Source organism: Capnocytophaga cynodegmi (assembly GCF_002302475.1).
In the GTDB taxonomy this organism is placed as follows: Bacteria; Bacteroidota; Bacteroidia; order Flavobacteriales; family Flavobacteriaceae; genus Capnocytophaga; species Capnocytophaga cynodegmi.
The window spans coordinates 539,463-564,102 of sequence record NZ_CP022378.1; the positions used below are offsets into that span (position 1 = coordinate 539,463).

A 24,640-nucleotide genomic window follows, 5' to 3' on the forward strand; every position below is an offset into this window, starting at 1 on the left:
TTTTTATTTAAAACACAATGTCACAAGAAAATCATCGAGTTTTTAACTCCATTTTAGATAATGACTTTTATAAATTCACAATGCAATGTGCTGTTCTGAAGTTATTTCCTAATACGAAAGGACGTTATAAATTTATCAATCGAGGAAAACACGAATTTCCTGAAGGATTTGCTCAGGTGATGCAACAGGCTGTAAATGATATGGCTCACTTGAAATTAACCAAAGATGAAAAAGAATTCCTAAAAGTTAATTGTCCATATTTGAATCCCGCTTATATTGATTTTCTAGAAGGATATCGTTACGACCCCACCGAAGTAAAAATTAAGCAAGAAGGAACCAATATTGAAGTTGAGGTCGAAGGATTTTGGTATCGTACTATTCTATGGGAAGTACCTCTACTTGCAATGATTAGCGAACTTTTTTACAAACTAACCAAAGCTAAACAGTGGACAGATGAACAAATTATGGAAAATACCATCGAAAAAGTGAGACTCTATGAGGAATTTGGTGTAGTTTTTGCCGAATTTGGTACTCGCCGTAGGCATTCTTACCACGTACACGACATTGTAATGCGAACACTCACAAAATCGAAGAAATATAATTTTTCGGGTTCGAGCAACGTACATATGGCAATGAAGTATCAGGTAAAACCTATTGGAACACACGCTCACGAGTGGTTTATGTTCCACGCTGCCGAGTATGGATACAAAATGTCAAACGCAATGTCTCTCGAACATTGGGTTGATGTGTACAGAGGAGATTTAGGAGTCGCTCTTTCAGACACTTATACCACAGATGTTTTTTTCAAACAATTTGATAAAAAGTTCAGCAAACTATTCGATGGCGTTCGTCACGATAGTGGTGACCCTATTGTTTTTGCAGAAAAAACCATAAATCATTATAAAAAATTAGGAATCAATCCGCTATCAAAATATATTATCTTCTCTGATGGGCTAAATACCGAAAAAGTCAAACTAATTACAGAGGCTTGTAAAGGTAAAATCGGTATTTCATTTGGTATTGGAACTAATTTAACTAACGATGTAGGCTTACGCCCTATGAATATTGTTATGAAGCTCACGGAAGTACTAACCAGTGATAATGAATGGGTTCCAACCGTAAAACTATCTGACGAACCTAATAAACACACTGGCGAACCACGAATGATTGAACTTGCGAAAGAAATTCTGAGAATTAAAAACTAATGATATGAAACCTGCTTACATTTACATAATTCTTGGAATTTTAGTGGCTTCACTTCGTTTTTGGTTTGAACAATACGACCAATTTTTGTTAATCAGCGGAATGGTGCTACTGATGATTGGTATTTATTCTATCTCAAAATCATTGCCTTCCAAAAGAGAAGAAGATTTTCAAGAAAGAATTTTTCCTAAACAGGAAGAAGATGATGATACAGAAGAAAAAAAGAAATAATCAGACAAAACGCATCTTACCTAAAATATTTTTTCATAATTCACAAAAATGGAAATTGGTGATTTAGTAGAAGTTATAGATGATACCATTCAAGGCAAAATTGTTAAAATCAAAGAGAGTAAAATAACTATTTTAACTCGTGATGGATTTGAACTTTCATTTGATAGGTCGGAAATTGTAAAAGTAAAAAAAGAAAATAACTTAAAAATCAACTTTCTTGAAGCAGATGATGATTCGCTGTTGAAAAACATTGAAAAGAAGAAAAAAATCATTCCCAAAAAAGAGAAGAAAATCCCTCCAATGGAAGTGGATTTACACATACATCAATTAGTGGCTTCAACCAAAAATATGACCAATCACGAAATGCTCACACTTCAGATTGAAACTGCACGAAAACAATTAGAATTTGCCATTGAAAAACGAATACAGCGAGTAGTTTTCATTCACGGCGTTGGCGAAGGTGTTTTACGCACTGAATTGGAATATCTTTTAGGAAGGTATAATGTAAAATTTTACGATGCTGAGTACAGCAAATATGGAGTTGGAGCTACAGAAGTCTACATTTTTCAAGACAACAAAAATAATTAAATAAAAAAAGAAATAAGCCACCTTTTATGATGGCTTATTTCTTGTTAAATATAAAATAGTTATGGATTTATTGCTGCACTTCTCCTCTAATTCTCAATGCCTTAACAGGATTTTGTTTTGCATTTGAGGTAACAGTTACCGTTTTGCTGATAGGTCCAACACGTTTTGTATCGTATTTTACCTCAATTTTTCCTTTTGCTCCTGGAGCAACTGGCTCTTTCGTCCAAGACGGCACTGTACAACCACAACTTGAAGCTACGTTTGTAATTACCAATGGAGCTTTTCCTGTGTTTGTAAATTCAAAAACACGAACCCCATCACTTCCTACTTTTATTTTCCCGTAGTCAATTTCTTCAGTTTTGAAAGTGATTTCAGCAGTTTCTTGTGCATAAGAAACTAATCCGAAAGTAGCCACAAATAAAAATGTTAAAAACTTTTTCATGGTATAAAAATTAAATAAATTAGTTTATATTCTCTATAACATCAACAATTATGCCAACCTTTACATTTAATCGTTAATGTTTTCTAAATTCCATAATAACCCTTTCTCAAAAGATGTATCTGGAAATAAAATGCGGGTGCAAAATTAATTTTTTTCTTCAAAATAAACAAATATCTTATATTTGCACGATAATTAATTTCAGTAGACAAAAATCAAGCCAAAGTATGGAAATCCCTTCAAAATATTTACCCAATTCGGTAGAAGCCAAATGGTACGAATACTGGATGAAACACAATTTCTTCCACTCAACTCCCGATGAAAGAACACCTTACACCATTGTAATTCCCCCGCCAAACGTTACGGGAATTTTGCATATGGGGCATATGCTCAATAACACAATTCAAGATGTGCTTATCCGCCGTGCAAGGCTAAAAGGTTTCAATGCTTGTTGGGTGCCGGGTACCGACCACGCTTCTATTGCCACCGAAGCCAAAGTAGTGGCAAAGCTCAAAGAACAAGGCATTGACAAAGCCAACCTTACACGTGAGGAATTCCTCAAACACGCTTGGGATTGGACCCATCAGTATGGTGGTGTTATCCTTGAGCAGCTCAAAAAACTCGGCTGTTCGTGCGATTGGGACAGAACCAAATTCACCCTCGATGATGATCTTTATGCTTCGGTTATAAAGGTGTTTGTCGATTTATACAATAAAGGATACATCTATCGCGGATATCGAATGGTCAATTGGGACCCCGAAGCCAAAACCACTCTTTCGGATGAAGAGGTTATTTATAAAGAACAGAACGGAAAACTTTTCTATCTGAAATACAAAATTGAAGGTTCAGAGGAATATCTTTTGGTAGCTACCACGCGTCCTGAAACAATTTTCGGCGATATTGCCGTTTGTATCAACCCCAACGATGAGCGTTACAAACATCTGAAAGGCAAAAAAGTAATTGTGCCGATTGTTAATCGTGTTGTGCCGATTATCGAAGACGAATACGTGGATATTGAGTTTGGAACGGGAGCTTTGAAAATCACTCCGGCTCACGACAAAAACGATTACGAAATCGGTGAACGCCATAAACTCGAAATCATCGACGCCTTTACCGACGATGCCAAATTGAATCATCACGGATTGCATTACGAAGGAAAAGACCGATTTGTAGTTCGCAAAGAGATAGTTGGAGAACTCGAAGCCAAAAATTTATTGCTGAAAACAGAAGATTATCTTAATAAAGTCGGTACATCGGAGCGTACAGGGGCTGTTATCGAACAACGCCCACTCGACCAATGGTTTTTGAAGATGGAAGATTTGGTAAAACCTGCCATCAGCGGAGTTTTGGAAAGTGAAGAAATCAATTTCTTCCCAAAAAGATATGAAAATACCTATCGCCATTGGATGGAAAACATCCGCGATTGGAACATTTCGCGTCAGCTTTGGTGGGGACAACAAATTCCGGCATACTATTATGGTAGCGGAAAAGAAGATTTCGTAGTTGCCGAAACCAAAGAAAAAGCCTTAGAATTGGCAAAAGCAAAATCTAATAACCACTCCCTAACCACTAATGACTTAAAACAGGACGAAGACGCTCTCGATACGTGGTTCTCTTCTTGGTTGTGGCCAATGAGCGTTTTTGGTGGAATTTTAGACCCTGAAAACGAAGAATACAATTATTATTATCCTACCAATGATTTGGTTACAGGTCCCGATATTATTTTCTTTTGGGTGGCGAGAATGATTATGGCAGGGTACGAATTCAAAGGAAAAAAACCTTTTACAAATGTCTATTTCACGGGGATTGTTCGCGACAAACAGGGACGAAAAATGTCTAAATCATTGGGCAATTCGCCCGATGCGTTGAAATTGATTGATGACTTTGGTGCGGACGGCGTTCGTGTGGGGCTTTTATTATCGTCCGCAGCAGGAAATGACTTACTTTTCGATGAGGCTCTTTGCCAACAAGGTAGCGGATTTGCCAACAAGATTTGGAATGCCTTCAGACTGGTAAAAGGTTGGGAAATTTCGGAAGCTAATCAGCCTGAAAACAACCGAATTGCCATAGAATGGTACCGAAATAAGTTCCAAAAGGTACTTGCCGAAACCGAAGACGATTTTGCAAAATACAGAATCTCCGATGCCTTGATGAAAATCTACAAATTGGTGTGGGACGACTTCTGTTCGTGGCTTTTGGAGATGGTAAAACCTGCTTACGGACAGCCGATTGACCAAAAAACCTTTGCAGAAGTTATCGCCATTTTTGAAGATAACCTCAAATTGTTACATCCGTTTATGCCTTTCATCACGGAGGAAATCTGGCAACATATCACCGAGCGAAAACCTCAGGAGGCTCTGGTAGTGGCAAAATATCCTGAAATAACTTCATTCGATGAGCGGATTTTAGCCGAATTTGAGACCGCTGCCGAAGTAATTTCGGGCATCAGAACCGTGCGAAAAGAGAAAAACATTCCGTTTAAGGAAGAAATGCCTCTTTCGGTACTCAACAACGAACAAACGACAACGACTTTCGATTTGATTATCGCTAAATTAGGCAACTTGTCCGAACTGAAATATGTTAGCCAAAAGGTAGAGGGAGCGATTTCGTTCCGAGTGAAGTCCAATGAGTATTTTATTCCGATGCAGGGCAATATCAATGTAGAGGAAGAAATCAAAAAACTCGAAGAGGAACTCAAATATACGCAAGGCTTTTTGGCTTCGGTGGAGAAAAAACTTTCCAACGAGAAATTTGTCAGCTCCGCTCCCGAAAAAGTGGTGGAAATGGAACGCAAAAAACAAGCCGACGCACTGGCGAAGATTGAAACCATTCAGGAAAGCCTTAAAAACTTGCGGGAGTAAGGAAAAGGAAAAAGTGTAAAGGATAAAGTTACAAGAAAGGGCGAAAGATTTTTTCGCCTTTTTGTATGAAAGAAAGAAGAAATTAAAAGTTTTATATCATTAAATAGTTCTAAAGGAATATAACAAATGAGAGATGATTTTTCGTCAAGTACTAAAAAAATATTAGCTAAAAGAGTTGGATATCGTTGCTCCAATCCTAGCTGTAGAAAAGCTACTATTGGACCAGCTAGTGATAGAGATAAAGCTTTAAATATTGGAATTGCTGCTCACATTACCGCTGCTTCTGAAGGGGGTGCAAGATATAATGAAGAACTATCACATTCAGAAAGGAAAGATATTGACAATGCTATCTGGTTATGTGCAAATTGCGCAGCTCTGATTGATAGAGATACTGATTCATATACAGTAGAAGTATTGAAAGAATGGAAAGAATCAGCTGAGAAGAAGGCTCTTGAAGCTATCAATTTCAATGAGAGAATAAGTGAAAATCCGCCTCTTTTAGAAATAGATATGGTTTATGATACTTGGGGTAGATTTACTGAAAGAATTAGTGAGAAAAATTTTGAAGTATTTGGAGAAACAATCCTCGCGGGAACAGACTACTATCAATATTGGACTTTAAAGTGGAGGTTTTCACTTATAATTTATAACAATTCTGAAGTCACTGCTTATAATATTAAACTCTTAGAAACACAGGGTACTAAATTTACTTCTTTAGAAAAACTTGATCGAATCAATCATATTAAACCTCTTGATAAGCTTGAACTAAAAGGGATCTATTCAAAAGAGTTTCATGGAACTTCAAAGGAAGCCGATACAGAATTAAAAAATGTTTCTAAAGACTTTTCTGATAAGATTTTAGAAATAACATATTATGATGGTAAGCGTAATGAACTTAAAACTAAAGTCACTTTTGATTCAGGAGAACCAGTAAGTACTATGATATCGGGAAAATAATTCAAATGGTTTGTTATATAATTTCTTTCTTAGTAATTAACAGGTAAAATAAATTGATTTTATTATAAATTAAAAACATATGCTCTTTTTGTTACTGCATTCGATATTTGTATAAAAAAATCAATAAAATTTAAAAAGAATAAAGACGTTTTAAGAGCGTCTTTTTAACTTTATAAGCTTTAGGAAGACCCCGATGATAAAAACAAATATTTTCACAAATCAGTATAACCCCAAAATATCAAAACATCAAAAAGTAATTATCGGGATAACCCCGATAATGAAAAACAAGTATTTTTAGCAATCGGGATGACCCCGAAGCATCAAAACATAAGAAAGTAGCTATTGGGATGACCCCGATAATAGAAAACAAATGTTTTCAGCAATCGGGATGACCCTGAAATTTCAAAATGTCAGGAAAAAGATATCGGGAAAACCCCGACACTAAAAAACAATTGTTTTAAACGAAAATTGAAGTATTTTATATCAAATTTCGACTGTGCTTAGTATGATAAGTAATATATTTTTGTCATTCCCTATCGGAGTAAATAAACTTATAAATATTTTATAACATACTTCGACTACGCTCAGTATGACAAATGACGTATTTTTGTCACTTCTATCAGGCTGAGCGTAGTCGATGCCTAAATTCTTACATAAAACATCCCCCTTCCCCCCTTCAAAGGGGGAATTCAGTAGAAAACAATCGTTATAAGTAAATAGTAAAACATTTTATATCATCTTTCGACTTCGTTTAAGAAAACAAGCAACATATTTTTATCAATCCTGTCAGGCTGAGCGGAGTCGAAGCCTAAATTTTCACGTAAAACATCCCCCTTACCCCCTTCGAAGGGGGAATTCAGCAGAAAATTAAATTTCTTTACTCCTACCATAACTAAAATTAAGGAGATATTACCTAAAAATTTCTATACAATACTTTTCCGCCCTATAAATCTCCCTTTAAAGGAGGTAAGGGGGGATGTCCTCTTGAAATGCCTCCCAACTTTTTGACAAAGTCGAAGTCCTTTTTATCTTTTTCTTTCTTCAAAATATAACAAACAAATAGTTAAATGTTAAAAAATTATATTATTTCATTTTTATTTTTACCTTTGTAGAGAATTGAACTCTTAAAATAAACCATTTACTATGAAAAAATTAGATGCACGTGTTCGCACCACTGAAATCGATGATGTTTCTGACCTACTTTTGGTGTTGTATCGCAAAGAAACTGCCTTGCAAGAGGAGGCTTTTTTGAAATCTACTTTTACCGAAATCGAAACGCTTTCCCACGAAATTACCGAAGCCATCAAACGCGATGTGTTGCTCTCCAAACAGGAAGAAGCCGACTTGCGTAGGGATAATTTGGTGCGGTCACTCAATGCGGCATTGCTCGGTTATTGTGCGTTGCCCATCCCTCAATTGAAAGAAAACGGCGAAAAATTATTCGCTGTCTTCTCCAAATATGGGGTGAAAATCACGAAAGAGGCGTACGCTGTCGAATCATCACTTATTGAATCGTTGTTAAAGGATTTGTCTGCCCCCGAATTGGAATCGGCAATTGCGTCACTCCAAGGAATAAAAGAAATCATTTCGCAACTTCGCAATGAACAAACTGCCTTTACTGAACTTCGTGCCGAGTACGAAAAAAGTATTTCCGAGCAGAAAAACACTCCTTCTGCCTCATCACTGAAAAAACCGCTGCTCGAAGCCATCAATGGGAAACTCATTCCGTATCTTATCGCAATGAAAATCGCTAACCCTACGCAATATAGTTCCCTTGCCAACGCTGTGGAACAAGTGATTGACACAACCAACAGCACTATAAAACGAAGAAACAATCAGGGAAAAGGAGATAGTGAAACTAAAAAGTAACAATATAAAATAATTTTAAAATCAAATTAATTTTCTACCACTTATGAAACATTTTTTTACTACACTAACAGCTATTTTATTACTAAGTTCTTGTGCTCCATCAGCTATGTTAATAAACAAAGATGTTTTACCAAGTCACATTACGAATTTAGGAAGTCACGAAACAATTTCAATTATTGGTTTTGTTGAGCAAGGAAACAAAATAAGTCCCAATGATTCGTTATCTAAGATTTCTACAAAATTGTTAGATTCAATCATTACTTCGGCAGATAATCCGAGAATTGAAAAATCTTTCTTAGTTGAAGATAGTCAGAAAGATACGTTACAAGCTGATATTCTCAAAGTTTTCAATCAAATTACCAAAAGTAAAAAGATTGAAAATGTAAAAACAACTCCACTGATGAATTCTGTTGTAAAGGAAAACAATAAAAGATATGGTTTATGTGTGATAAATTCAGGTTTTGACCGCAGAAAAGGCAATTATGGAGGACAAATAGCCAAAGGAATTGGTATGGGAATTCTAACATTAGGAATGTATACACAAACCCCTATAAAGGCGAATACGTCTTTATTTGCAATGATTTATGATGCTGAAGAGGGGAAAGTCGTGTTTTTTAACAGAACACTTCCCGTTGAAAAGTCTCCAACAAATAGGGAAAACTTAGGTGCACTTTATAACAAGTTATTTGATGGTTATTTTTACACAACCAAAAAGAAGAAATAATTTCATCAATAACAAACTCCTAAAAAGATCTAACGGATAGTTTTCCGTTATTTTAGGTATGTAAAATCAGTGAAAACAAATGTATTGAACTAAAATGGATAAAAAGGACGAAAGTATTTTCGTCCTTTTTCGCTTTTGTAAAGAATATTCTTTAATTTTGTTACGGAAAATATGTTTCTGTTGAAATTCAGATTTTGTTAAAAACAAAAATCCTATCTTTGTAGATAAATCAAAAGAACAAAAAACACATTATGAAAAAATTTTTCTTAATTATTGTTGTATTATTCTCATTAAAAGGCTTTTCGCAGGTATACAGCGGAGTTCCGTTAGATGATTTTACAGTCCGTTTGGGTTACAACCACAACGCAAAATCCAAAAATACAGGCTTTTTAGGATTGGGATATGTTAAAGGCGATTCTTTTTTAGCAAGTACAACCCTTTACGGAGGAGTACACTACCTGAAATATGAAGAAAAAGCGAGATTTATTCCCGAAATTGGGGTTGATTTTCATTTGGTTCTTCTATCAGCTGGAGCTTCTCTCAATTCCCAAGCCTTTCAACCAAAAATAGGTCTTAGCCTTCTTTCTATTGCCAACATTACTGCTGGATACAGCATTCCAATCAACAAAGAAAAAATGTTTAAAGGATTCACATTAGGCGTTCATCTTCAAATTCCTGTGCTGAAAAGGAAGTGAGTGTAGTTACCTCATTTTTTTGATTCTGTCCAAGTTTCGTTTGTTGTCTCGCTCCTTAATGGTTTCGCGTTTGTCGTACAATTTTTTACCTCGTACCAAAGCTATTTCAACCTTTGCTAAACCTTTTTCGTTGATGAAAAGCCGTAGCGGAACTATTGTCAAACCTGTGGTTTTTACCTCCTTATGAAGTTTTTTGAGTTCTCGTTTTTGAAGTAAGAGCTTTCGTTCACTTTTGGGTTTGTGATTGTAATACGTTCCGTAAGCATATTCTTCGATAGTCATATTAATTACAAAAAGTTCGCTTTTTTCATTAAACTCGCAAAAACTTTCTGCAATAGAGGCTTTCCCCAATCGTATGGATTTTATTTCCGTTCCAACAAGCACAATTCCAGCGAGATACTTATCCAATATCTCATATTCAAACTTAGCTCTTTTATTAAGTATATTGATATTCTTCTGCATAACACAGCAAAAGTAGTAAAAAGAGTGAATAATGAAAAATCAAACATTAAAAAATTGAATTTTGGGAAAAATCAGCATTCAATACAGAGCAACAAATGATTGTTTTTCAACAATATAAAATATAATTTACAAATATATTTGGATTATATTTCTCAAAAAAATATGAAATTCAATAATTATATGTATTTTTGTGATTTAATTTATTACGATATCAAAATATATTCATAGAAATGAGAACGATACAATTCAGAGAAGCTATCTGCGAGGCTATGAGCGAAGAAATGCGTCGCGATGAATCGATTTATTTGATGGGTGAAGAGGTTGCTGAATACAACGGAGCCTACAAAGCCTCCAAAGGAATGTTAGATGAATTTGGTCCTAAACGTGTGATTGACACTCCTATTGCTGAATTAGGTTTTGCTGGGATTTCGGTTGGTGCTGCGATGAATGGAAGTCGCCCAATTGTGGAGTTTATGACTTTCAACTTCTCTTTGGTTGGGATTGACCAAATTATCAATAATGCTGCAAAAATTCGTCAAATGTCAGGTGGGCAAATCAATATTCCGATTGTTTTCCGTGGACCTACAGCTTCGGCTGGGCAATTGGCTGCAACGCATTCACAAGCTTTCGAAAATTGGTTTGCAAACTGTCCAGGTTTAAAAGTTGTTGTTCCTTCTAATCCATACGATGCAAAAGGCTTACTGAAGTCTGCCATCCGTGATAATGACCCTGTTATCTTTATGGAATCGGAGCAAATGTACGGAGATAAAGGCGAAGTTCCTGAAGGAGAATATACTTTACCTTTAGGAGTTGCTGATGTGAAACGCGAAGGAAAAGATGTTACTATCGTTTCTTTCGGTAAAATTATCAAAGAAGCTTTCATCGCCGCCGAAACTTTAGCCAAAGAAGGAATTGAGTGCGAAATTATCGACCTTCGTACAGTTCGCCCAATGGATAGCAAAACTATCTTTGAATCTGTTAAAAAAACGAATCGTTTGGTAATTTTGGAAGAGGCTTGGCCTTTCGGAAGTGTGTCGTCAGAAATTACTTACCAAGTTCAAGAAAATATCTTTGATTATTTAGACGCTCCAATACAACGAATTACCACAGCCGATGTTCCTGCTCCTTATTCACCTGCATTGTTGGAAGAGTGGTTACCTAATGCCAACGACGTGATTAAAGCTGTAAAAAAAGTAATGTATAAATAGTTAAGACTTACTGAATAAACTTGAAAATCTTTGTAGGAAATAGTTCTTTTCTACAAAGATTTTTTTATTATACATCTAAAAGGAAAATTATTCTTCCAGAAATCATAAAAATTTCTATCAATTGTGTTAATTTTTTAAACAAAATCTAACCCTTTAGACTTTCTCAACAACTCTTAAAATTAACCATTTTTAACCAAACTAGCAAGTCAATATTACTAAAAACAAGCAATTCTAAGGCTTTTGCTACATATATCTTAACAATACTTTTTTGTTAATTTTTATCTTTTCAATATGATTTTACAAAGTATAAACACCCGTGTACTATTGCTTTCAACGAAAATTTTGAGTAAATTTGCGTCCGTTTAAACAAAGAGATGATTTAATTATGCCGTTATTTGAGACTATTAATGTAGATGAGAAAACTCGTCTTTATGTTTGGAAAGTGACAGAGTCGCTTAGTGATTTAGCCAAACGAGCCAATTTGACAGGAATTCATCAAACAAAATATGATTCCATCAAGTTCGAAACAGGAAAGAAAAATTTCTTAGCTGTTCGTGAGATTCTAAGCTCTTTAGGATACACTTCAGATGATTTGTTTTATGATGAAAAGGGAAAACCTTACTTGAAAGATGGAAAAAAGATTTCCATTAGCCATTCGTTTGATATGGTCGCTGTCATTATCGGAGAGCGTCAAGTTGGGGTGGACATCGAAAAAAAGAGAGAGAAAATTATCAATGTTGCAGACAAATTCACACAGTGGAATTATCGCAATGCGTCGTTTTCTTCTCACAACGTTCTTCAGAAACTAACGATGATTTGGTCGGCTAAAGAAGCTGGTTATAAAATGCACGGGAAGCCTGGAATTACAGCAAATCACATTTTAGTAAAAGACTTTTTTCCAAACGACACTGAAACAAAGATTAAAATTAACGATTCCATTTACGATGTTTCTTTTTTGAACATTCAGGAAGAGTTTGTTTTAGCGTATTGTTCAGCTTCTTAAAAAAATAAAAAAAGAGAGTTTATAAGAAAACTCTCTTTTTTTATTTTATCTATTATACACTAAATTGCGTTAAGCATCTATCTTCGCGTATTTTGCGTTTTTCTCAATAAATTCACGACGTGGTGGAACCTCATCACCCATTAACATTGAAAAGATACGATCTGCCTCACTTGCATTTTCAATAGTTACTTGGCGAAGTGTTCTATGCTCGGGATTCATTGTTGTTTCCCAAAGTTGGTCTGCATTCATTTCTCCCAAACCTTTGTATCTCTGGATATTTGTACCTCCTCCAAATTCCTCTGTTAATCGATCACGCTCTTTATCATTCCAAGCATATTCTTTCTTGTTACCTTTCTTCACTAAATAAAGTGGTGGCGTTGCGATAAAAACATAACCGCTTTCGATTAGTTCTCGCATATATCGGAAAAAGAAAGTCAAAATCAGAGTTGTAATATGCGAACCATCTACATCGGCATCACACATAATCACAACTTTATGATATCGTAATTTTTCAAGGTTCAACGCTTTAATTTCAGGATCATAATATACGCCTAAAGCACTATAAATATTACTTATCTCTTCATTATCAAGAACTTTTACAAAGTTTGTTTTTTCAACATTTAAAATTTTACCCTTCAGAGGCAAAATCGCTTGATAATTTTTATCTCGACCACTTTTAGCTGTTCCTCCCGCAGAATCTCCCTCCACAAGAAATAACTCACATTTTTCAGGGTCTTGTTCTGAACAATCTGATAATTTCCCAGGAAGTCCACCACTACTCATTACGGTTTTTCGTTGCACCATTTCACGTGCCTTTCTTGCTGCCTGACGTGCCTGTGCTGCCAAAATAACCTTTTCTACAATGGCTCTGGCATCGTTTGGATTTTCCTCCAAATAGGCTTCAAGCATATCAGAGACTGCTTGTGAAACCGCAGCTGTAACCTCACGATTACCAAGTTTGGTTTTTGTCTGTCCTTCAAACTGAGGCTCAGCAACTTTAACAGAAATGATTGCTGTTAATCCTTCGCGGAAATCATCTCCTACAATCTCAATTGGATTTTTTTTATCTTTACTGGCTTTCTCCAATATTCCTGACTTATCAGCGTAAGACTTTAGTGTACGCGTAAGCCCCATACGAAAACCTTGCAAATGCGTTCCTCCTTCCGAAGTATTGATATTATTCACGTATGAATACAAATTTTCATTGAATGAATCGTTGTAAATCATAGCTACTTCCACAGGAATTCCTGCTTTTTCTCCTTCCATCGCAATTACGCGACCGATAATTGCTGGGCGACTTGCGTCCAAATATTTAACAAACTCTGTTAATCCATTTTCTGAATAAAACTTCTCAGAAATATAGTTTCCTTTTTCGTCTTTATTTCGTAAATCAGTAAGATTAATTGTTATTCCTTTATTTAAAAATGCCAATTCACGAATACGAGCAGCAAGTGTATCATATTTATACTCTGTGGTTTGCTGAAAAATCTCGGTGTCAGGCAAAAAAGTTACCGTTGTCCCTCGTTTATCAGTATCTCCTACTTGTTTTACAGGATATAGTGCTTTTCCGCGAGAATATTCTTGTTGATACACTTTTCCTTCACGAGAAACAGTTGCAGTTAGATGAACTGACAAAGCATTCACACACGAAACCCCTACTCCGTGCAATCCTCCTGATACTTTATAAGAACCTTTGTCAAACTTCCCTCCTGCTCCAATCTTAGTCATTACAACTTCCAAAGCCGAAACACCTTCCTTTTTGTGAATATCTACAGGTATTCCACGTCCATTATCTTCAACTGTAATTGAATTATCTTCATTGATGGTTACCGAAATTGTATCACAATATCCTGCCAAAGCCTCATCGATAGAGTTATCCAACACCTCATACACCAAATGGTGCAAACCTCGTGTTCCTACGTCTCCAATGTACATCGACGGACGCATCCGTACGTGCTCCATTCCCTCTAATGATTGAATATTATCAGCTGAATACTGGCTTTTTTTTATTTCTTCACTCATAATTTTTCCCTTATGCTGTTCTAAAAAATAATAGTCTACAAAGATACTACTTTTTATCAAAACTACAAAATCGGAAAAGTCAAAATAACTGACCAAAAAATAAAATCTCTCAGAATGAAAAAGATTTTTTCTTTCCCAAACTGAGAGATTTTTATCAAATTTACAATATGATTTTACATATAACTTTCAATAGGCGCACAAGAACAAATTAGGTTTCGGTCGCCGTGTGCATCGTTCACTCTGCGGACGGTTGGCCAGAATTTGTTTTCGGCAATAGATTCCAATGGGAAGGCTGCTTTTTGTCGGCTATATGGCAAGTTCCACGTATCGGCTGTAATCATTGAGAGCGTGTGTGGAGCTTCCTTCAAGACGTTAGTCTGGTCTGTTGGAGTAGCTTCTTCTATTTCTCTGCGGATAGAAATCATTGCATCAATGAATAAATCCAATTGAGCTTTACTCTCACTTTCAGTAGGTTCAACCATCAACGTTCCTGCCACTGGGAAAGAAAGCGTTGGTGCGTGGAAGCCATAATCCATTAAGCGTTTAGCAATATCAATAGCCTCAATACCATTTTGTTTGAACGGACGACAATCCAAAATCATTTCGTGAGCAGCTCTGCCTTGTTCTCCCGTATAAAGAATTTCGTAATGTTTTTTCAAATTCTCTTTCAAGTAATTTGCATTCAAAATCGCAAATTTCGTAGCATTTGTTAAGCCCTCTCCGCCAAGCATTTTGATGTATGCGTAAGAAATTAGGCAAACATAGGCACTCCCGAAAGGAGCCGAAGAAACTGCCGTGATAGCTTCACTTCCGCCTGTAGCAACTATCGGGTTAGTAGGTAAGAATGGAGCCAAATGCTTAGCCACACAAATAGGTCCTACACCTGGTCCGCCACCTCCGTGCGGAATTGCAAAGGTTTTATGCAAGTTCAAATGACAAACGTCCGCCCCAATGGTTCCAGGATTGGTAAGCCCCACTTGAGCATTCATATTTGCCCCGTCCATATACACTTGTCCGCCGTTTTTGTGAATAATGTCGATAATTTCAACGATAGACGACTCAAATACCCCGTGTGTTGATGGGTAAGTAATCATCACCGCAGCCAAATTATCTTTGTGTTTTTCAGCCTTTTCTTTCAAATCAGCAACATCGATATTTCCTTTTTCGTCCGTTTTGGTAACCACTACTTGCATTCCTGCCATTACTGCCGAAGCTGGATTTGTTCCGTGGGCTGATGAAGGAATTAAACAAATATTTCGATGTCCTTCTCCGTTAGAAATATGGTATTGGCGAATAACCATCAAACCTGCATATTCACCATTAGCTCCCGAATTAGGTTGAAGCGATGTCGCTGCAAATCCAGTAATAACAGAAAGTGATTTTTCAAGCTCGGTAAGCATTTCGTGATAGCCTTCCACCTGATTTTTAGGTACAAATGGGTGAATGTTTGCCCACTGAGCCATACTTAAAGGAAGCATTTCCGTAGCTGCATTGAGCTTCATTGTACAAGATCCCAACGAAATCATCGAATGATTTAAAGAAAGGTCTTTTCTTTCTAACTTCTTGATATAACGCATCATATCTGTTTCACTATGATACGAATTGAACACAGGAGCAGTTAAAAATTCACTTTGACGACGCAATGCCTCTGGAATAACACTCTTTTCTTCCAAAGAAGTTAGCACCACTTTTTGTTTGCCTTCCGCTTCTGCGAAAACTGCTAAAATAGCATTAAGTTCCTCTACTCCCACAGTTTCATTAAGTGAGATATTTACAGTTTCCGCGTCAGGATAGTAGAAATTAATTTGATTAGCTTCGGCTATAGCTTTGATTTTTTCAGCTTTTGCTTTTACTGAAAGCGTATCGAAGAAGTTTTTAGTATTCACTTGGAAGCCCAATTTTTCCAAATTGTTTTTCAAAGTTACAGTGGCATTGTGGAGTTTACCAGCGATGAACTCCAAACCTTTTGGTCCGTGATAAACCGCATACATTCCTGCCATTACCGCCAACAACACTTGAGCCGTACAAATATTAGAAGTTGCTTTATCGCGTTTGATATGTTGCTCACGTGTTTGGAGAGCCATTCGCAAAGCTGGATTTCCGTCTGCATCAATAGTAATACCAATGATACGCCCTGGAATGGAACGTTTGTATTCATCACGTGTTGCAAAATAAGCTGCGTGAGGACCTCCGTAACCCAACGGAATACCAAAACGTTGCGAAGTTCCTACCACCACATCTGCACCAAATTTTGCAGGAGCTTCAAGCAGAACCAAACTCAACAAATCAGCTGCAACAACCACTTTTATATCCAAACTATGAGCTTTAGCTACAAAATCAGCGTAATTGTACACCTCTCCGTTAGTTCCTGAAGGATATTGAACAATCGCACCGAAATAACTCTCGTCCAGAGTTATCGTTTCGTGATTGCCCACTACTAATTCAATACCAAAAGGAACGGCTCGGGTTTGTAATACAGAAAGCGTTTGTGGAAAAATTGTTTCGGAAACGAAGAATTTATTAACGTTATTCTTTTTCTGTTCGCGAGTACGTAAATCAAGTAACATAGCCATTGCCTCAGCAGCAGCTGTTCCTTCATCTAACAGAGACGCATTGGCAATTTCCATTCCCGTAAGGTCAAGAACAACAGTTTGATAATTAAGTAACGCTTCCAACCTACCTTGTGCAATTTCAGCCTGATACGGTGTGTAGGCAGTGTACCAACCTGGATTTTCAAAAATATTTCGCTTGATTACCGAAGGAGTAATAGCCTCATTGTAACCCAACCCAATATAGGATTTAAAAACTTTATTTTTTTGAGCCAATTCCCCTACGTGTTGTAAAAATTGATATTCGCTGATACCTTTTGGCAGATTTAAAAGCGATTGCAAACGAATATGTTTAGGAATGGTTTGGTCGATTAATTGGTCTAAACTATCAGCACCAATCGCATTGAGCATCTGTGGAACGTCATTATGAGCTATCCCAATATGACGCAATTCAAATTTTTCTGTATTCATAATTGTATGTAAATCAATTTTGATTATTAAACGTACAAATTTATAATTTTTTTTATGAAACAACAAAGTAATAATCAACAAAAACCAAACGTTTCAATCCTCATTATCCAAATTTTATTGTTTAGTTTTCCAAAATCTTTGCAATGTTGGGCTTGAAATAGTTTGCTCCTTTCATTACCTTTCCATCTTCGCGATAAATAGGGTTTCCATTTTCATCAAGTTTACTCATATTACTGCGATGAATTTCGCTAAAAACTTCTTCTATTTTGTGCTGAAGTCCGTGCTCGATGATTGTTCCACAAAGAATGTAAAGCATATCTCCCAATGCATCAGCTACTTCCACAATGTCTTTATTTCGTGCGGCTTCCAAATATTCTTCATTTTCTTCTGCCATCAACTTAAATCGCAAGGTAATAATTTCATCTTTCAAATTAACTGTAGGCTCTTGCTTTGTTCCCAATCTAAAAGCCTTGTGAAAATCTGCTACAGATTTTAATTTATTTTGCATTTCAAATACTTTTTATATTGTTTAAAAATTAAAAACACCTGCAAAAAGGCAAGTGTTTTTTGTATATCCTCTAATAATTTTATCGTTTTTTGTATGTACTTACTATTTTTCTGTTTAGTATGTTGTATGTCAAAGTCAACTTTCCTTCCTTGAAAGTAAAAGGAATTTCAGCAACAAGACCTTCCTCACTTTTCCCAGAAATTATATCATCTGAGATTGTATAAGTCCAATTTATTGGCTTTTCGATACAAATACCTCCAGCTAACAACCCTATGTACGTTGTGAATGTAGTTTCCTGAAAAACAGCATAACTTTTCTTTTCACAATCACTAAGAACACGCTCTTTATCATTAATTTGCATCGAAACTATCTCCCAAGTACCCACAAAAGGATTCTTTTTGGGAGTTTCTTTTTTATCATCTTTTTCTTTAATATCGGAAGAAGAATCTGTTGGTGGCTTAACCTCTTTTTCATCATCCTTTCCGCAAGAAATCACTAACGAACTAAAAATAAGTACAATAAATGTTACAATTTTTCCCATAATAATTTGCTTCTACAAAAATTTGATTACAAAAGAACAAAATACTTCCGAATAAGTGAAGTAAACTTAACCTATCCAGAAAATAAGAAACCCATATAAAACTTTGTTCCTTGTTAGTCAGATTTTTATTAAATTTCTATAATCACTGAACTATTTTGGATATTTTTACCTTCTTCAAAATAAAAATCAATTCTTCCTAAATTAATTCCAAAACACCCAACCTGATTAACTAAAGTTATGTTTCCTTTTTTGTTTGTAACTAAGGTGGGTTTTGGCAAGAAAGTATGCGTGTGACCTCCTATAATTAAATCTATTTCAGATGTTTGCTCAGCAATTTTCAGGTCACATATTCTATCATCATTATCGTATTTGTATCCTAAGTGCGACAAACAAATTACCAAATCACACTTTTCTTCTTTTCGCAATTTATACTCCATATCTTGAGCAATTTCAAGTGGATCTAAGTAATTGGTTTCCTTATAATTATCCTTGTTTACTAAATTCTCCAACTTAATTCCCAAACCGAAGACACCTATGCGAATTCCATCAACGATATAAACTTTGTAAGGCTTTGTATGTCCGTCCATTATCGTGTTTCTGAAATCATAGTTTGCTGTCAGAAAATCAAACTTTGCGTGAGGAAGTTGAGCAAATAATCCATCTATTCCGTTATCAAAATCGTGATTTCCGATTGTTGCTGCATCATATTTCAGCATCGACATTAGTTTGAACTCTAATTCACCTCCATAGAAATTGAAATACGGAGTTCCTTGAAAAATATCACCCGCATCGAATAAAAGCGTATTAGGATTCTCTCTCCGTATTTTTTCTACCAAATAGGCACGTCTGGCAACACCCCCTTTATTAGGATTTCTTGGGTCATTTTCGGAAATGGGGTCTATATGGCTATGAGTGTCATTGGTGTGAAGAATGGTTATTTTTTTCGTATTTTGAGGCTTCATTGAAAGCGATAAACCTCCCAATCCTACAAATAATGATGTTGCTCCTATCCCTTGTATAAATCGTCTTCTTTCCATAATCTCATTCGTAAATTTAGTTTACTTATCTTCAATAAGAATAAATCTGTCATCTCTTTTTGCTTGTATTGCATCTACTTTCTTGAAATAATCAACAAGTATATTTCGTATCAGATAATCTGTTTCATAAACACTTACTGAATTTTGAAAAAATATCATTTTATCACCTCCGTGCATCAAATAATCAGAAGTAGCCACAACATACGTTGCTTTGGTATCAATCGTTTTGCCATTGATTGTAAAAAGCTCTATATCTCCTTTTTTTGTGATATGAAGCTTAACGTGATTTGAAAGAGGATGAGGTGTTTTGGTCTTAATCAGGTATTGAGCCATTTCATTAATTTTTTCTCCTTTCATTTCCAAAACTACCAATTTATTCTCAAAAGGCATCAAGTTATAAGCACTTCCTAACGTCACGTTTCCTTGTGGTAAGTCGGAACGAATTCCTCCCCAATTGAGTAAAACAAAATCAATATTTCTCCCTATTCTTTGAGAATAAATAGGATTAATTATTTCGAACGAAGCATCTGCTATTAAGTTTCCTATTGGAGCATTTAGCTGACTGGCTTCTTTAACCAAAGCTTCAGGATTATATGTTAATATTGCTTCTATTTCTTTGTCAACGTGTTTCTTATAAGGAAGTATAAACTTCTCTATTTCACCATCTTTACCTTCATTATCACTCCCTATTTCTATATTTTTACCTTGAATTGAAATCAAGTTATTTTTTACAGGTTTACAGGAAATAAAACAACTAAGCATTACAAATACAACAAAAGAATATTTCATTCTTAGATATAACTTTTTCATAAATGGTTCTTATTTATAAATTTTTATCTCTATCTTTGCGAACAGAGCGTAAAAGTAATAAATTTTGGAATTTCTAAAAAATTATTTTCTAAAAAAACAAATTCAGAAGAATTTAAAAGCCTTAGAAAGATATTCTGCAAGGTTTGGGAACTCCGTTTCAAAAGTAGGCTGTATCATTGATATGGATATAGTTAAGGACGTTGAGCCACTTTTGGAATTAGTGAAATACTACAATTTACGTCCTGAAAACTACATTTTTTTAGGATATAAACAAAAATCAGAAGAAACCCACACAAACGGACTCCCTTTTTTAATAGATAAAGAAATTAATTGGCAAGGAAAAGTTCGTAACTATCACGCCGACAGGCTTTCAGAGCAGGAATACGACATTTTGATAAATTACTTTAAAAATCCAAAATTGCCTCTGCTGCTGCTTTCTTCATCCATAAAAGCCAAACTACGAATTGGTTTTGAAGGCATTGGTGATGAATATAACGATATAATTATCAATTGTAAGTTGGAAGAGAAGGCTGTTTTTACCACCGAAGTTAAAAAAGTTCTGTCAACAATGTTAAAATAAATTCAAAAAACATAGCATATATGGAACAATTAAGAGGAACAGGAGTTGCACTAATTACTCCATTCACATCTGATAATAAAGTAGATACAGAAGCTCTAACAAAGCTCGTAAATTATGTAATTGATGGCGGAGTAGAATATCTTGTAGTTTTGGGAACCACAAGTGAAGTCCCTACGTTAACCAAAGATGAAAAGAAATTAGTTTGTGAAACCATTATCGAAGCTAACAAACAACGTTTACCTTTAGTTATTGGAATCGGAGGGAACAACACACAAGCAGTCATTGATGAAATAAATGATTTTGACTTATCGGAGTTTACGGCTATTTTATCCGTTACACCATATTACAATAAGCCTTCACAGAATGGATTATATGCACATTTTTCCGAAATTGCAAAAAATTCTCCATTGCCTATTATTTTGTATAATGTACCAGGACGTACAGGAGTTTCAATGAGTGCTGATACGATAAATCGTTTAGCAAAAAACTTTGAAAACATAATTGCAGTAAAAGAGGCTTCGGGTGATTTGTCACTGAATATGGCGGTAATAAAGGATAAACCCGAGGATTTTCTCTTTATTTCAGGAGATGATTTTTCAACACTTCCTTCAGTATTTATGGGTGGTTCAGGAGTAATTTCCGTAATAGGAATTGCTTTCCCAAAAGAATTTTCTGAAATGGTGAGACTCGGACTAAAAGGAGAAGTAGAAAAAGCTAGAGCTATTCACTATCAACTGATGAAACAGACAAATTTAGCTTTTAAAGAAGGTAATCCTGTGGGAATCAAAGCTATTTTAGCAGAAAAAGGATTGTGTAAACCTTATGTTCGTTTGCCTTTGGTGGAGGCATCGAATAGCTTAAAGGCTGAAATTAAAGCAGATATACAAATTATCAGTAAATTATAAAAAAGTGGAGAATTCTCTCCACTTTTTTAATTTATTTTCTTTCTCAATTCAATTACGGTAATTTCTGGCCAAATTCCAATTCTTCCAGGAAATGCGTGATAACCAAATCCACGATTAACATTCAGTTTTTTTCCTGTCTCCTCATACATTCCTGCCCAATATTTGTAAGTCCATTTTGAAGGACTCCATTTCACAAGTCCCTCTATTTCAATACCTACCTGCATTCCGTGCGTATGTCCGCTGAGTGTTAGTTGGATATTTTTATTTTCAGGTAACACTTCGTACTCCCAATGCGTTGGGTCGTGACTTAAAAGAATCTTAAAATCTTCATCTGAAACGTTTTGCATTGCTTTTTCCAAATCGCCATACTTTGAAAATCGTCCGTGTCCCCAGTTTTCAACTCCCAAAATGGCAATCCTTTCTCCATTTTTTTCAATATAACGATGGTCGTTCAAAATCAAATCGAATCCCATTTCACGTTGTATTTCTTTTAAATCTTCAAGGTTTTTTGCCTTTGCTTCGGGAGTTTCCCAAGAGGAATAATCTCCATAATCGTGATTTCCTAAAACGGAAAAGACACCATCTTTAGCCTTTAATTGCTTCAAAATATCTTTCCAAGGAAGCAACTCACTAGCCAAATTATTTACAATATCACCCGTAATCATAATGGCATCACTCTGCTGTTGGTTAATCAAATCTATTCCGTATTGTATTTTCGACTTGTTATCAAGACTTCCTGCATGAATGTCAGATATTTGAGTTATCCGATACCCATCAAAAGCCTCTGGCAAATCGTCAAAATAAAGTGTGTATTTCCAAATTTTGTAATTATATTTTCCTTTTGTAACTCCATAAACCACTGATAAAAAAGGAACTGAAGCTACTCCCAACGCCAACAAACTGACAAATTTTCTTCTTGAAGGAATTGACTTATCACCCGCTGATTTGTACCGAAATAACGCAACACCAATCCGTTGTATGTCCTCCAAAAATAAAATAAGAGATAACACGACAAGTATGATAAACCAAGTAATTAACGCCCCCATCGAGTACTGCTGAAAGATAGTCCATACGGCTTTGGTACGAAGAAGCCACTGCAAAACTACATTTACAATAACCAAAACAGAAACCGCTCCAAAAACATACCTACCTTTTTGAGAAATTTTCAGCGTTTTCAGAGCTTGATTGGCATAACGTGCCAATAAAAGATAAACAACTATAAATAAAACGAGTATTACGTACATATTTTCAAATAAAATTCTTCTCCAATTTCGTGAGAAGTACAAAAATCATTCCCAAAATTTTCAATTTTCATTCTTATAGAACTATTTCTGATAATATCTAACCCAATCAACATACATACGAATTGGTTTTTCAAAATCAGGAACATCTCCTACCCAAGAGCCTCCTAACTGCATATCAATCAACAAATAAAAAGGTTTTCCAAAAGGGAATTGTTCTGGATTTCCTTCAATACGGGGATATGAAAACGTAAATTGGTCATTGACGTAAAAACGCAATTCGTTAGGCTGAATTTCTACTGCATAGGTATTGTAATCGTCTGGATTAATGGGAAAAGTAGTGTAATGCTTAGGATTTTCCTTATTCTTTTGTGTGTATTGCGTATGTATGGTTTGATATACAAAATTATCAAAATTCAATCGTTCCAAAATATCAATTTCACCACCATAAGGCCATTTTCCTACCTTTGGAAGCATCCAAATTGCTGGCCAAGAGCCTTGTGTAGCCTCAAGTTTACAACGAATTTCTACCTTCCCGTATTCAAAATATTTTCCGTTTTTAGTGAAAACACCTCCTGTTACAAATTTAGAAGAATCATCTGGAGCGATGTCGTTTTTCTTCCCAATGAGTATCAGATTTCCATTTTTGATTTCAAAAAGTGATTCGTCCAAACTCATTGTGTTATTCCAATCAGATTTACCACGCGGAATTTTTGACCAAACGCCTGTAGAAAAGATATCATCTCTTTCAAAATCATCTTCCCAAACCAATCGCCACTTCTTTTCTTTTTTGCTACCAATTTCAGAAGAAGTTTTACATCCCACCATCAGAGATACATAACAAAGGAATATCAAAATTTTTCTCATTCTCAAATAATTTTAGAAAAATCACAATTCAAATAAATAACTAAAAATAAAGCTTTTAAAAGTAAAAAATATAAGGTTTTACTTATAATTGTGTAAAACTTTCAGAAAAATAAACACAGAAGTTTACTTCAAGGCGTTCATAATAGTTTTTATCTGTTCGATTCCTGAAATTGGACGCACCGATTCATCTAAAAAACTTGCCGTATTGAAAGAAAAAGGCATTTCGTTAGCTGACTTCTCAAAAACGGTGCCTGAAAAATGTACTTCGTTAAATCCTGCTTCTTTAATCTTTAAAATTGTTTGTGGATTAATTCCTCCTCCTGGCATAATGGTAATCTTTCCTTCAGCCTGTTGATTAAGTTTTTTAAGTACGTCCAACCCTTCCACTGCTGATTTTTTTCCTCCTGAAGTTAAAATACGTTTTACTCCCAAAGTTTTTAATAGATTTAAGGCTTCTTCTGGATTAGGAACGCAGTCAAAAGCTCGGTGATAGATGAAATCAATATCTCCCGCCGCCTCAATCAATTGTTGTGTACGCTCTTTATTTATGGTGTTGTCAGTATTTAAAACCCCTGTAACCACACCTTTACAGCCCAATTCTCTACAAAAAGTAATATCACGGAGCATTACATCAAATTCCTCATCTGTGTAAGTAAAATTTCCACTTCTTGGACGAATTAACACACAATTTTCGATAGAAAGTTCGTTCATAACTTTTTTAATAAGCCCATAACTTGGAGTAACTCCTCCTACTCCTAATTCACTACACAATTCAATGCGATTTGCTCCTGCCAATTGAGCGTTCCTTGCTGATTCAAAGGAACTTGCACATATTTCAAAAACCATAATTGATGTTATTTTATTAAATT

At 35.4% G+C, this 24,640-nt stretch carries 23 protein-coding genes; 12 read left to right on the plus strand and 11 right to left on the minus strand.

Annotated elements, in window-relative coordinates:
• Window positions 1-17: 17 nt before the first annotated feature.
• The 3 genes from pncB to CGC48_RS02515 are packed head-to-tail and all read left to right on the plus strand — an operon-like array spanning window position 18 to window position 2,022.
• The gene (pncB, locus tag CGC48_RS02505; protein WP_098028349.1) at window positions 18-1,205 is read left to right on the plus strand and encodes a nicotinate phosphoribosyltransferase; all 1,188 of its coding nucleotides are present in this window, start codon (window positions 18-20) and stop codon (window positions 1,203-1,205) included.
• A 4-nt stretch (window positions 1,206-1,209) separates the two neighbouring features.
• Complete coding sequence (locus tag CGC48_RS02510; protein WP_098028350.1) at window positions 1,210-1,434, plus strand: hypothetical protein; 225 nt, start codon at window positions 1,210-1,212, stop codon at window positions 1,432-1,434.
• 48 nt (window positions 1,435-1,482) lie between these two features.
• Entirely contained in the window at window positions 1,483-2,022 is a 540-nt protein-coding gene (locus CGC48_RS02515) for a Smr/MutS family protein (protein WP_098028351.1), read from the plus strand.
• A 67-nt stretch (window positions 2,023-2,089) separates the two neighbouring features.
• On the opposite strand, the gene CGC48_RS02520 is transcribed toward CGC48_RS02515, so the two are convergent.
• Window positions 2,090-2,464 carry a DUF1573 domain-containing protein gene (locus CGC48_RS02520; RefSeq protein WP_018279955.1) on the minus strand — a complete coding sequence of 125 codons (375 nt, stop codon included), beginning with the start codon at window positions 2,462-2,464 and terminating at the stop codon, window positions 2,090-2,092.
• A gap of 224 nt (window positions 2,465-2,688) precedes the next feature.
• Between CGC48_RS02520 and CGC48_RS02525 the strand changes: the two genes are divergently transcribed.
• The 5 genes from CGC48_RS02525 (at window position 2,689) to CGC48_RS02545 (ending at window position 9,567) form a co-directional block, all read left to right on the plus strand.
• Window positions 2,689-5,322 carry a valine--tRNA ligase gene (locus tag CGC48_RS02525; protein WP_098028352.1) on the plus strand — a complete coding sequence of 878 codons (2,634 nt, stop codon included), beginning with the start codon at window positions 2,689-2,691 and terminating at the stop codon, window positions 5,320-5,322.
• Between the two features lie 126 nt (window positions 5,323-5,448).
• Window positions 5,449-6,279 carry a hypothetical protein gene (locus CGC48_RS02530; protein ID WP_098028353.1) on the plus strand — a complete coding sequence of 277 codons (831 nt, stop codon included), beginning with the start codon at window positions 5,449-5,451 and terminating at the stop codon, window positions 6,277-6,279.
• A gap of 1,143 nt (window positions 6,280-7,422) precedes the next feature.
• The gene (locus CGC48_RS02535; RefSeq protein WP_098028354.1) at window positions 7,423-8,148 is read left to right on the plus strand and encodes a DUF6261 family protein; all 726 of its coding nucleotides are present in this window, start codon (window positions 7,423-7,425) and stop codon (window positions 8,146-8,148) included.
• 43 nt (window positions 8,149-8,191) lie between these two features.
• Complete coding sequence (locus CGC48_RS02540) at window positions 8,192-8,872, plus strand: hypothetical protein (protein ID WP_098028355.1); 681 nt, start codon at window positions 8,192-8,194, stop codon at window positions 8,870-8,872.
• 251 nt (window positions 8,873-9,123) lie between these two features.
• The gene (locus CGC48_RS02545) at window positions 9,124-9,567 is read left to right on the plus strand and encodes a hypothetical protein (RefSeq protein WP_018279947.1); all 444 of its coding nucleotides are present in this window, start codon (window positions 9,124-9,126) and stop codon (window positions 9,565-9,567) included.
• A gap of 6 nt (window positions 9,568-9,573) precedes the next feature.
• Here CGC48_RS02545 and smpB read toward each other — a convergent pair whose 3' ends face one another.
• Window positions 9,574-10,029 carry an SsrA-binding protein SmpB gene (smpB, locus tag CGC48_RS02550; RefSeq protein ID WP_018279946.1) on the minus strand — a complete coding sequence of 152 codons (456 nt, stop codon included), beginning with the start codon at window positions 10,027-10,029 and terminating at the stop codon, window positions 9,574-9,576.
• A gap of 230 nt (window positions 10,030-10,259) precedes the next feature.
• Between smpB and CGC48_RS02555 the strand changes: the two genes are divergently transcribed.
• Entirely contained in the window at window positions 10,260-11,237 is a 978-nt protein-coding gene (locus CGC48_RS02555; RefSeq protein ID WP_041990979.1) for a pyruvate dehydrogenase complex E1 component subunit beta, read from the plus strand.
• A 385-nt stretch (window positions 11,238-11,622) separates the two neighbouring features.
• A complete protein-coding gene (locus tag CGC48_RS02560) occupies window positions 11,623-12,240 on the plus strand; it encodes a 4'-phosphopantetheinyl transferase family protein (RefSeq protein ID WP_098028356.1) in 618 nt (205 codons plus the stop codon).
• A 69-nt stretch (window positions 12,241-12,309) separates the two neighbouring features.
• On the opposite strand, the gene gyrB is transcribed toward CGC48_RS02560, so the two are convergent.
• From gyrB to CGC48_RS02590, 6 genes are all read right to left on the minus strand, one after another.
• A complete protein-coding gene (gene gyrB, locus CGC48_RS02565) occupies window positions 12,310-14,262 on the minus strand; it encodes a DNA topoisomerase (ATP-hydrolyzing) subunit B (protein WP_098029736.1) in 1,953 nt (650 codons plus the stop codon).
• Between the two features lie 173 nt (window positions 14,263-14,435).
• Window positions 14,436-17,282: an aminomethyl-transferring glycine dehydrogenase gene (gcvP, locus tag CGC48_RS02570; protein ID WP_098029737.1), complete on the minus strand. Its 2,847-nt coding sequence runs from the start codon at window positions 17,280-17,282 to the stop codon at window positions 14,436-14,438.
• Window positions 17,283-17,403: 121 nt separating this feature from the next.
• On the minus strand, window positions 17,404-17,790 hold the full coding sequence (locus tag CGC48_RS02575; RefSeq protein WP_041996158.1) for a pyrophosphohydrolase domain-containing protein: 387 nt from the start codon (window positions 17,788-17,790) through the stop codon (window positions 17,404-17,406).
• Window positions 17,791-17,869: 79 nt separating this feature from the next.
• Window positions 17,870-18,331: a lipocalin-like domain-containing protein gene (locus CGC48_RS02580; RefSeq protein ID WP_098028357.1), complete on the minus strand. Its 462-nt coding sequence runs from the start codon at window positions 18,329-18,331 to the stop codon at window positions 17,870-17,872.
• A gap of 128 nt (window positions 18,332-18,459) precedes the next feature.
• Window positions 18,460-19,368, minus strand: a complete 909-nt coding sequence (locus CGC48_RS02585; RefSeq protein ID WP_098028358.1) for a bifunctional metallophosphatase/5'-nucleotidase — start codon at window positions 19,366-19,368, stop codon at window positions 18,460-18,462.
• Between the two features lie 21 nt (window positions 19,369-19,389).
• Window positions 19,390-20,178, minus strand: a complete 789-nt coding sequence (locus CGC48_RS02590) for a 5'-nucleotidase C-terminal domain-containing protein (protein WP_232780537.1) — start codon at window positions 20,176-20,178, stop codon at window positions 19,390-19,392.
• Window positions 20,179-20,242: 64 nt separating this feature from the next.
• Between CGC48_RS02590 and CGC48_RS02595 the strand changes: the two genes are divergently transcribed.
• Window positions 20,243-20,758, plus strand: a complete 516-nt coding sequence (locus tag CGC48_RS02595) for a DUF6913 domain-containing protein (RefSeq protein WP_098028360.1) — start codon at window positions 20,243-20,245, stop codon at window positions 20,756-20,758.
• Window positions 20,759-20,778: 20 nt separating this feature from the next.
• Complete coding sequence (gene dapA / locus CGC48_RS02600; RefSeq protein ID WP_018279936.1) at window positions 20,779-21,663, plus strand: 4-hydroxy-tetrahydrodipicolinate synthase; 885 nt, start codon at window positions 20,779-20,781, stop codon at window positions 21,661-21,663.
• A gap of 26 nt (window positions 21,664-21,689) precedes the next feature.
• Here dapA and CGC48_RS02605 read toward each other — a convergent pair whose 3' ends face one another.
• The 3 genes from CGC48_RS02605 to CGC48_RS02615 form a co-directional block, all read right to left on the minus strand.
• Complete coding sequence (locus CGC48_RS02605) at window positions 21,690-22,907, minus strand: metallophosphoesterase (RefSeq protein WP_098028361.1); 1,218 nt, start codon at window positions 22,905-22,907, stop codon at window positions 21,690-21,692.
• Window positions 22,908-22,988: 81 nt separating this feature from the next.
• Window positions 22,989-23,771, minus strand: a complete 783-nt coding sequence (locus CGC48_RS02610) for a glycoside hydrolase family 16 protein (protein WP_098028362.1) — start codon at window positions 23,769-23,771, stop codon at window positions 22,989-22,991.
• Between the two features lie 123 nt (window positions 23,772-23,894).
• Window positions 23,895-24,617: a copper homeostasis protein CutC gene (locus tag CGC48_RS02615; RefSeq protein ID WP_098028363.1), complete on the minus strand. Its 723-nt coding sequence runs from the start codon at window positions 24,615-24,617 to the stop codon at window positions 23,895-23,897.
• Window positions 24,618-24,640: the final 23 nt, after the last annotated feature.

Excerpts from the sequence above, each read along its gene's own strand:
- pncB (WP_098028349.1), top strand. The coding sequence starts at position 18 with ATGTCACAAGAAAATCATCGAGTTTTTAACTCCATTTTAGATAATGAC.
- CGC48_RS02510 (WP_098028350.1), top strand. The coding sequence starts at position 1,210 with ATGAAACCTGCTTACATTTACATAATTCTTGGAATTTTAGTGGCTTCA.
- CGC48_RS02515 (WP_098028351.1), top strand. The coding sequence starts at position 1,483 with ATGGAAATTGGTGATTTAGTAGAAGTTATAGATGATACCATTCAAGGC.
- CGC48_RS02520 (WP_018279955.1), bottom strand. The coding sequence starts at position 2,464 with ATGAAAAAGTTTTTAACATTTTTATTTGTGGCTACTTTCGGATTAGTT.
- CGC48_RS02525 (WP_098028352.1), top strand. The coding sequence starts at position 2,689 with ATGGAAATCCCTTCAAAATATTTACCCAATTCGGTAGAAGCCAAATGG.
- CGC48_RS02530 (WP_098028353.1), top strand. The coding sequence starts at position 5,449 with ATGAGAGATGATTTTTCGTCAAGTACTAAAAAAATATTAGCTAAAAGA.
- CGC48_RS02535 (WP_098028354.1), top strand. The coding sequence starts at position 7,423 with ATGAAAAAATTAGATGCACGTGTTCGCACCACTGAAATCGATGATGTT.
- CGC48_RS02540 (WP_098028355.1), top strand. The coding sequence starts at position 8,192 with ATGAAACATTTTTTTACTACACTAACAGCTATTTTATTACTAAGTTCT.
- CGC48_RS02545 (WP_018279947.1), top strand. The coding sequence starts at position 9,124 with ATGAAAAAATTTTTCTTAATTATTGTTGTATTATTCTCATTAAAAGGC.
- smpB (WP_018279946.1), bottom strand. The coding sequence starts at position 10,029 with ATGCAGAAGAATATCAATATACTTAATAAAAGAGCTAAGTTTGAATAT.
- CGC48_RS02555 (WP_041990979.1), top strand. The coding sequence starts at position 10,260 with ATGAGAACGATACAATTCAGAGAAGCTATCTGCGAGGCTATGAGCGAA.
- CGC48_RS02560 (WP_098028356.1), top strand. The coding sequence starts at position 11,623 with ATGCCGTTATTTGAGACTATTAATGTAGATGAGAAAACTCGTCTTTAT.
- gyrB (WP_098029736.1), bottom strand. The coding sequence starts at position 14,262 with ATGAGTGAAGAAATAAAAAAAAGCCAGTATTCAGCTGATAATATTCAA.
- gcvP (WP_098029737.1), bottom strand. The coding sequence starts at position 17,282 with ATGAATACAGAAAAATTTGAATTGCGTCATATTGGGATAGCTCATAAT.
- CGC48_RS02575 (WP_041996158.1), bottom strand. The coding sequence starts at position 17,790 with ATGCAAAATAAATTAAAATCTGTAGCAGATTTTCACAAGGCTTTTAGA.
- CGC48_RS02580 (WP_098028357.1), bottom strand. The coding sequence starts at position 18,331 with ATGGGAAAAATTGTAACATTTATTGTACTTATTTTTAGTTCGTTAGTG.
- CGC48_RS02585 (WP_098028358.1), bottom strand. The coding sequence starts at position 19,368 with ATGGAAAGAAGACGATTTATACAAGGGATAGGAGCAACATCATTATTT.
- CGC48_RS02590 (WP_232780537.1), bottom strand. The coding sequence starts at position 20,178 with ATGAAAAAGTTATATCTAAGAATGAAATATTCTTTTGTTGTATTTGTA.
- dapA (WP_018279936.1), top strand. The coding sequence starts at position 20,779 with ATGGAACAATTAAGAGGAACAGGAGTTGCACTAATTACTCCATTCACA.
- CGC48_RS02605 (WP_098028361.1), bottom strand. The coding sequence starts at position 22,907 with ATGTACGTAATACTCGTTTTATTTATAGTTGTTTATCTTTTATTGGCA.
- CGC48_RS02610 (WP_098028362.1), bottom strand. The coding sequence starts at position 23,771 with ATGAGAAAAATTTTGATATTCCTTTGTTATGTATCTCTGATGGTGGGA.
- CGC48_RS02615 (WP_098028363.1), bottom strand. The coding sequence starts at position 24,617 with ATGGTTTTTGAAATATGTGCAAGTTCCTTTGAATCAGCAAGGAACGCT.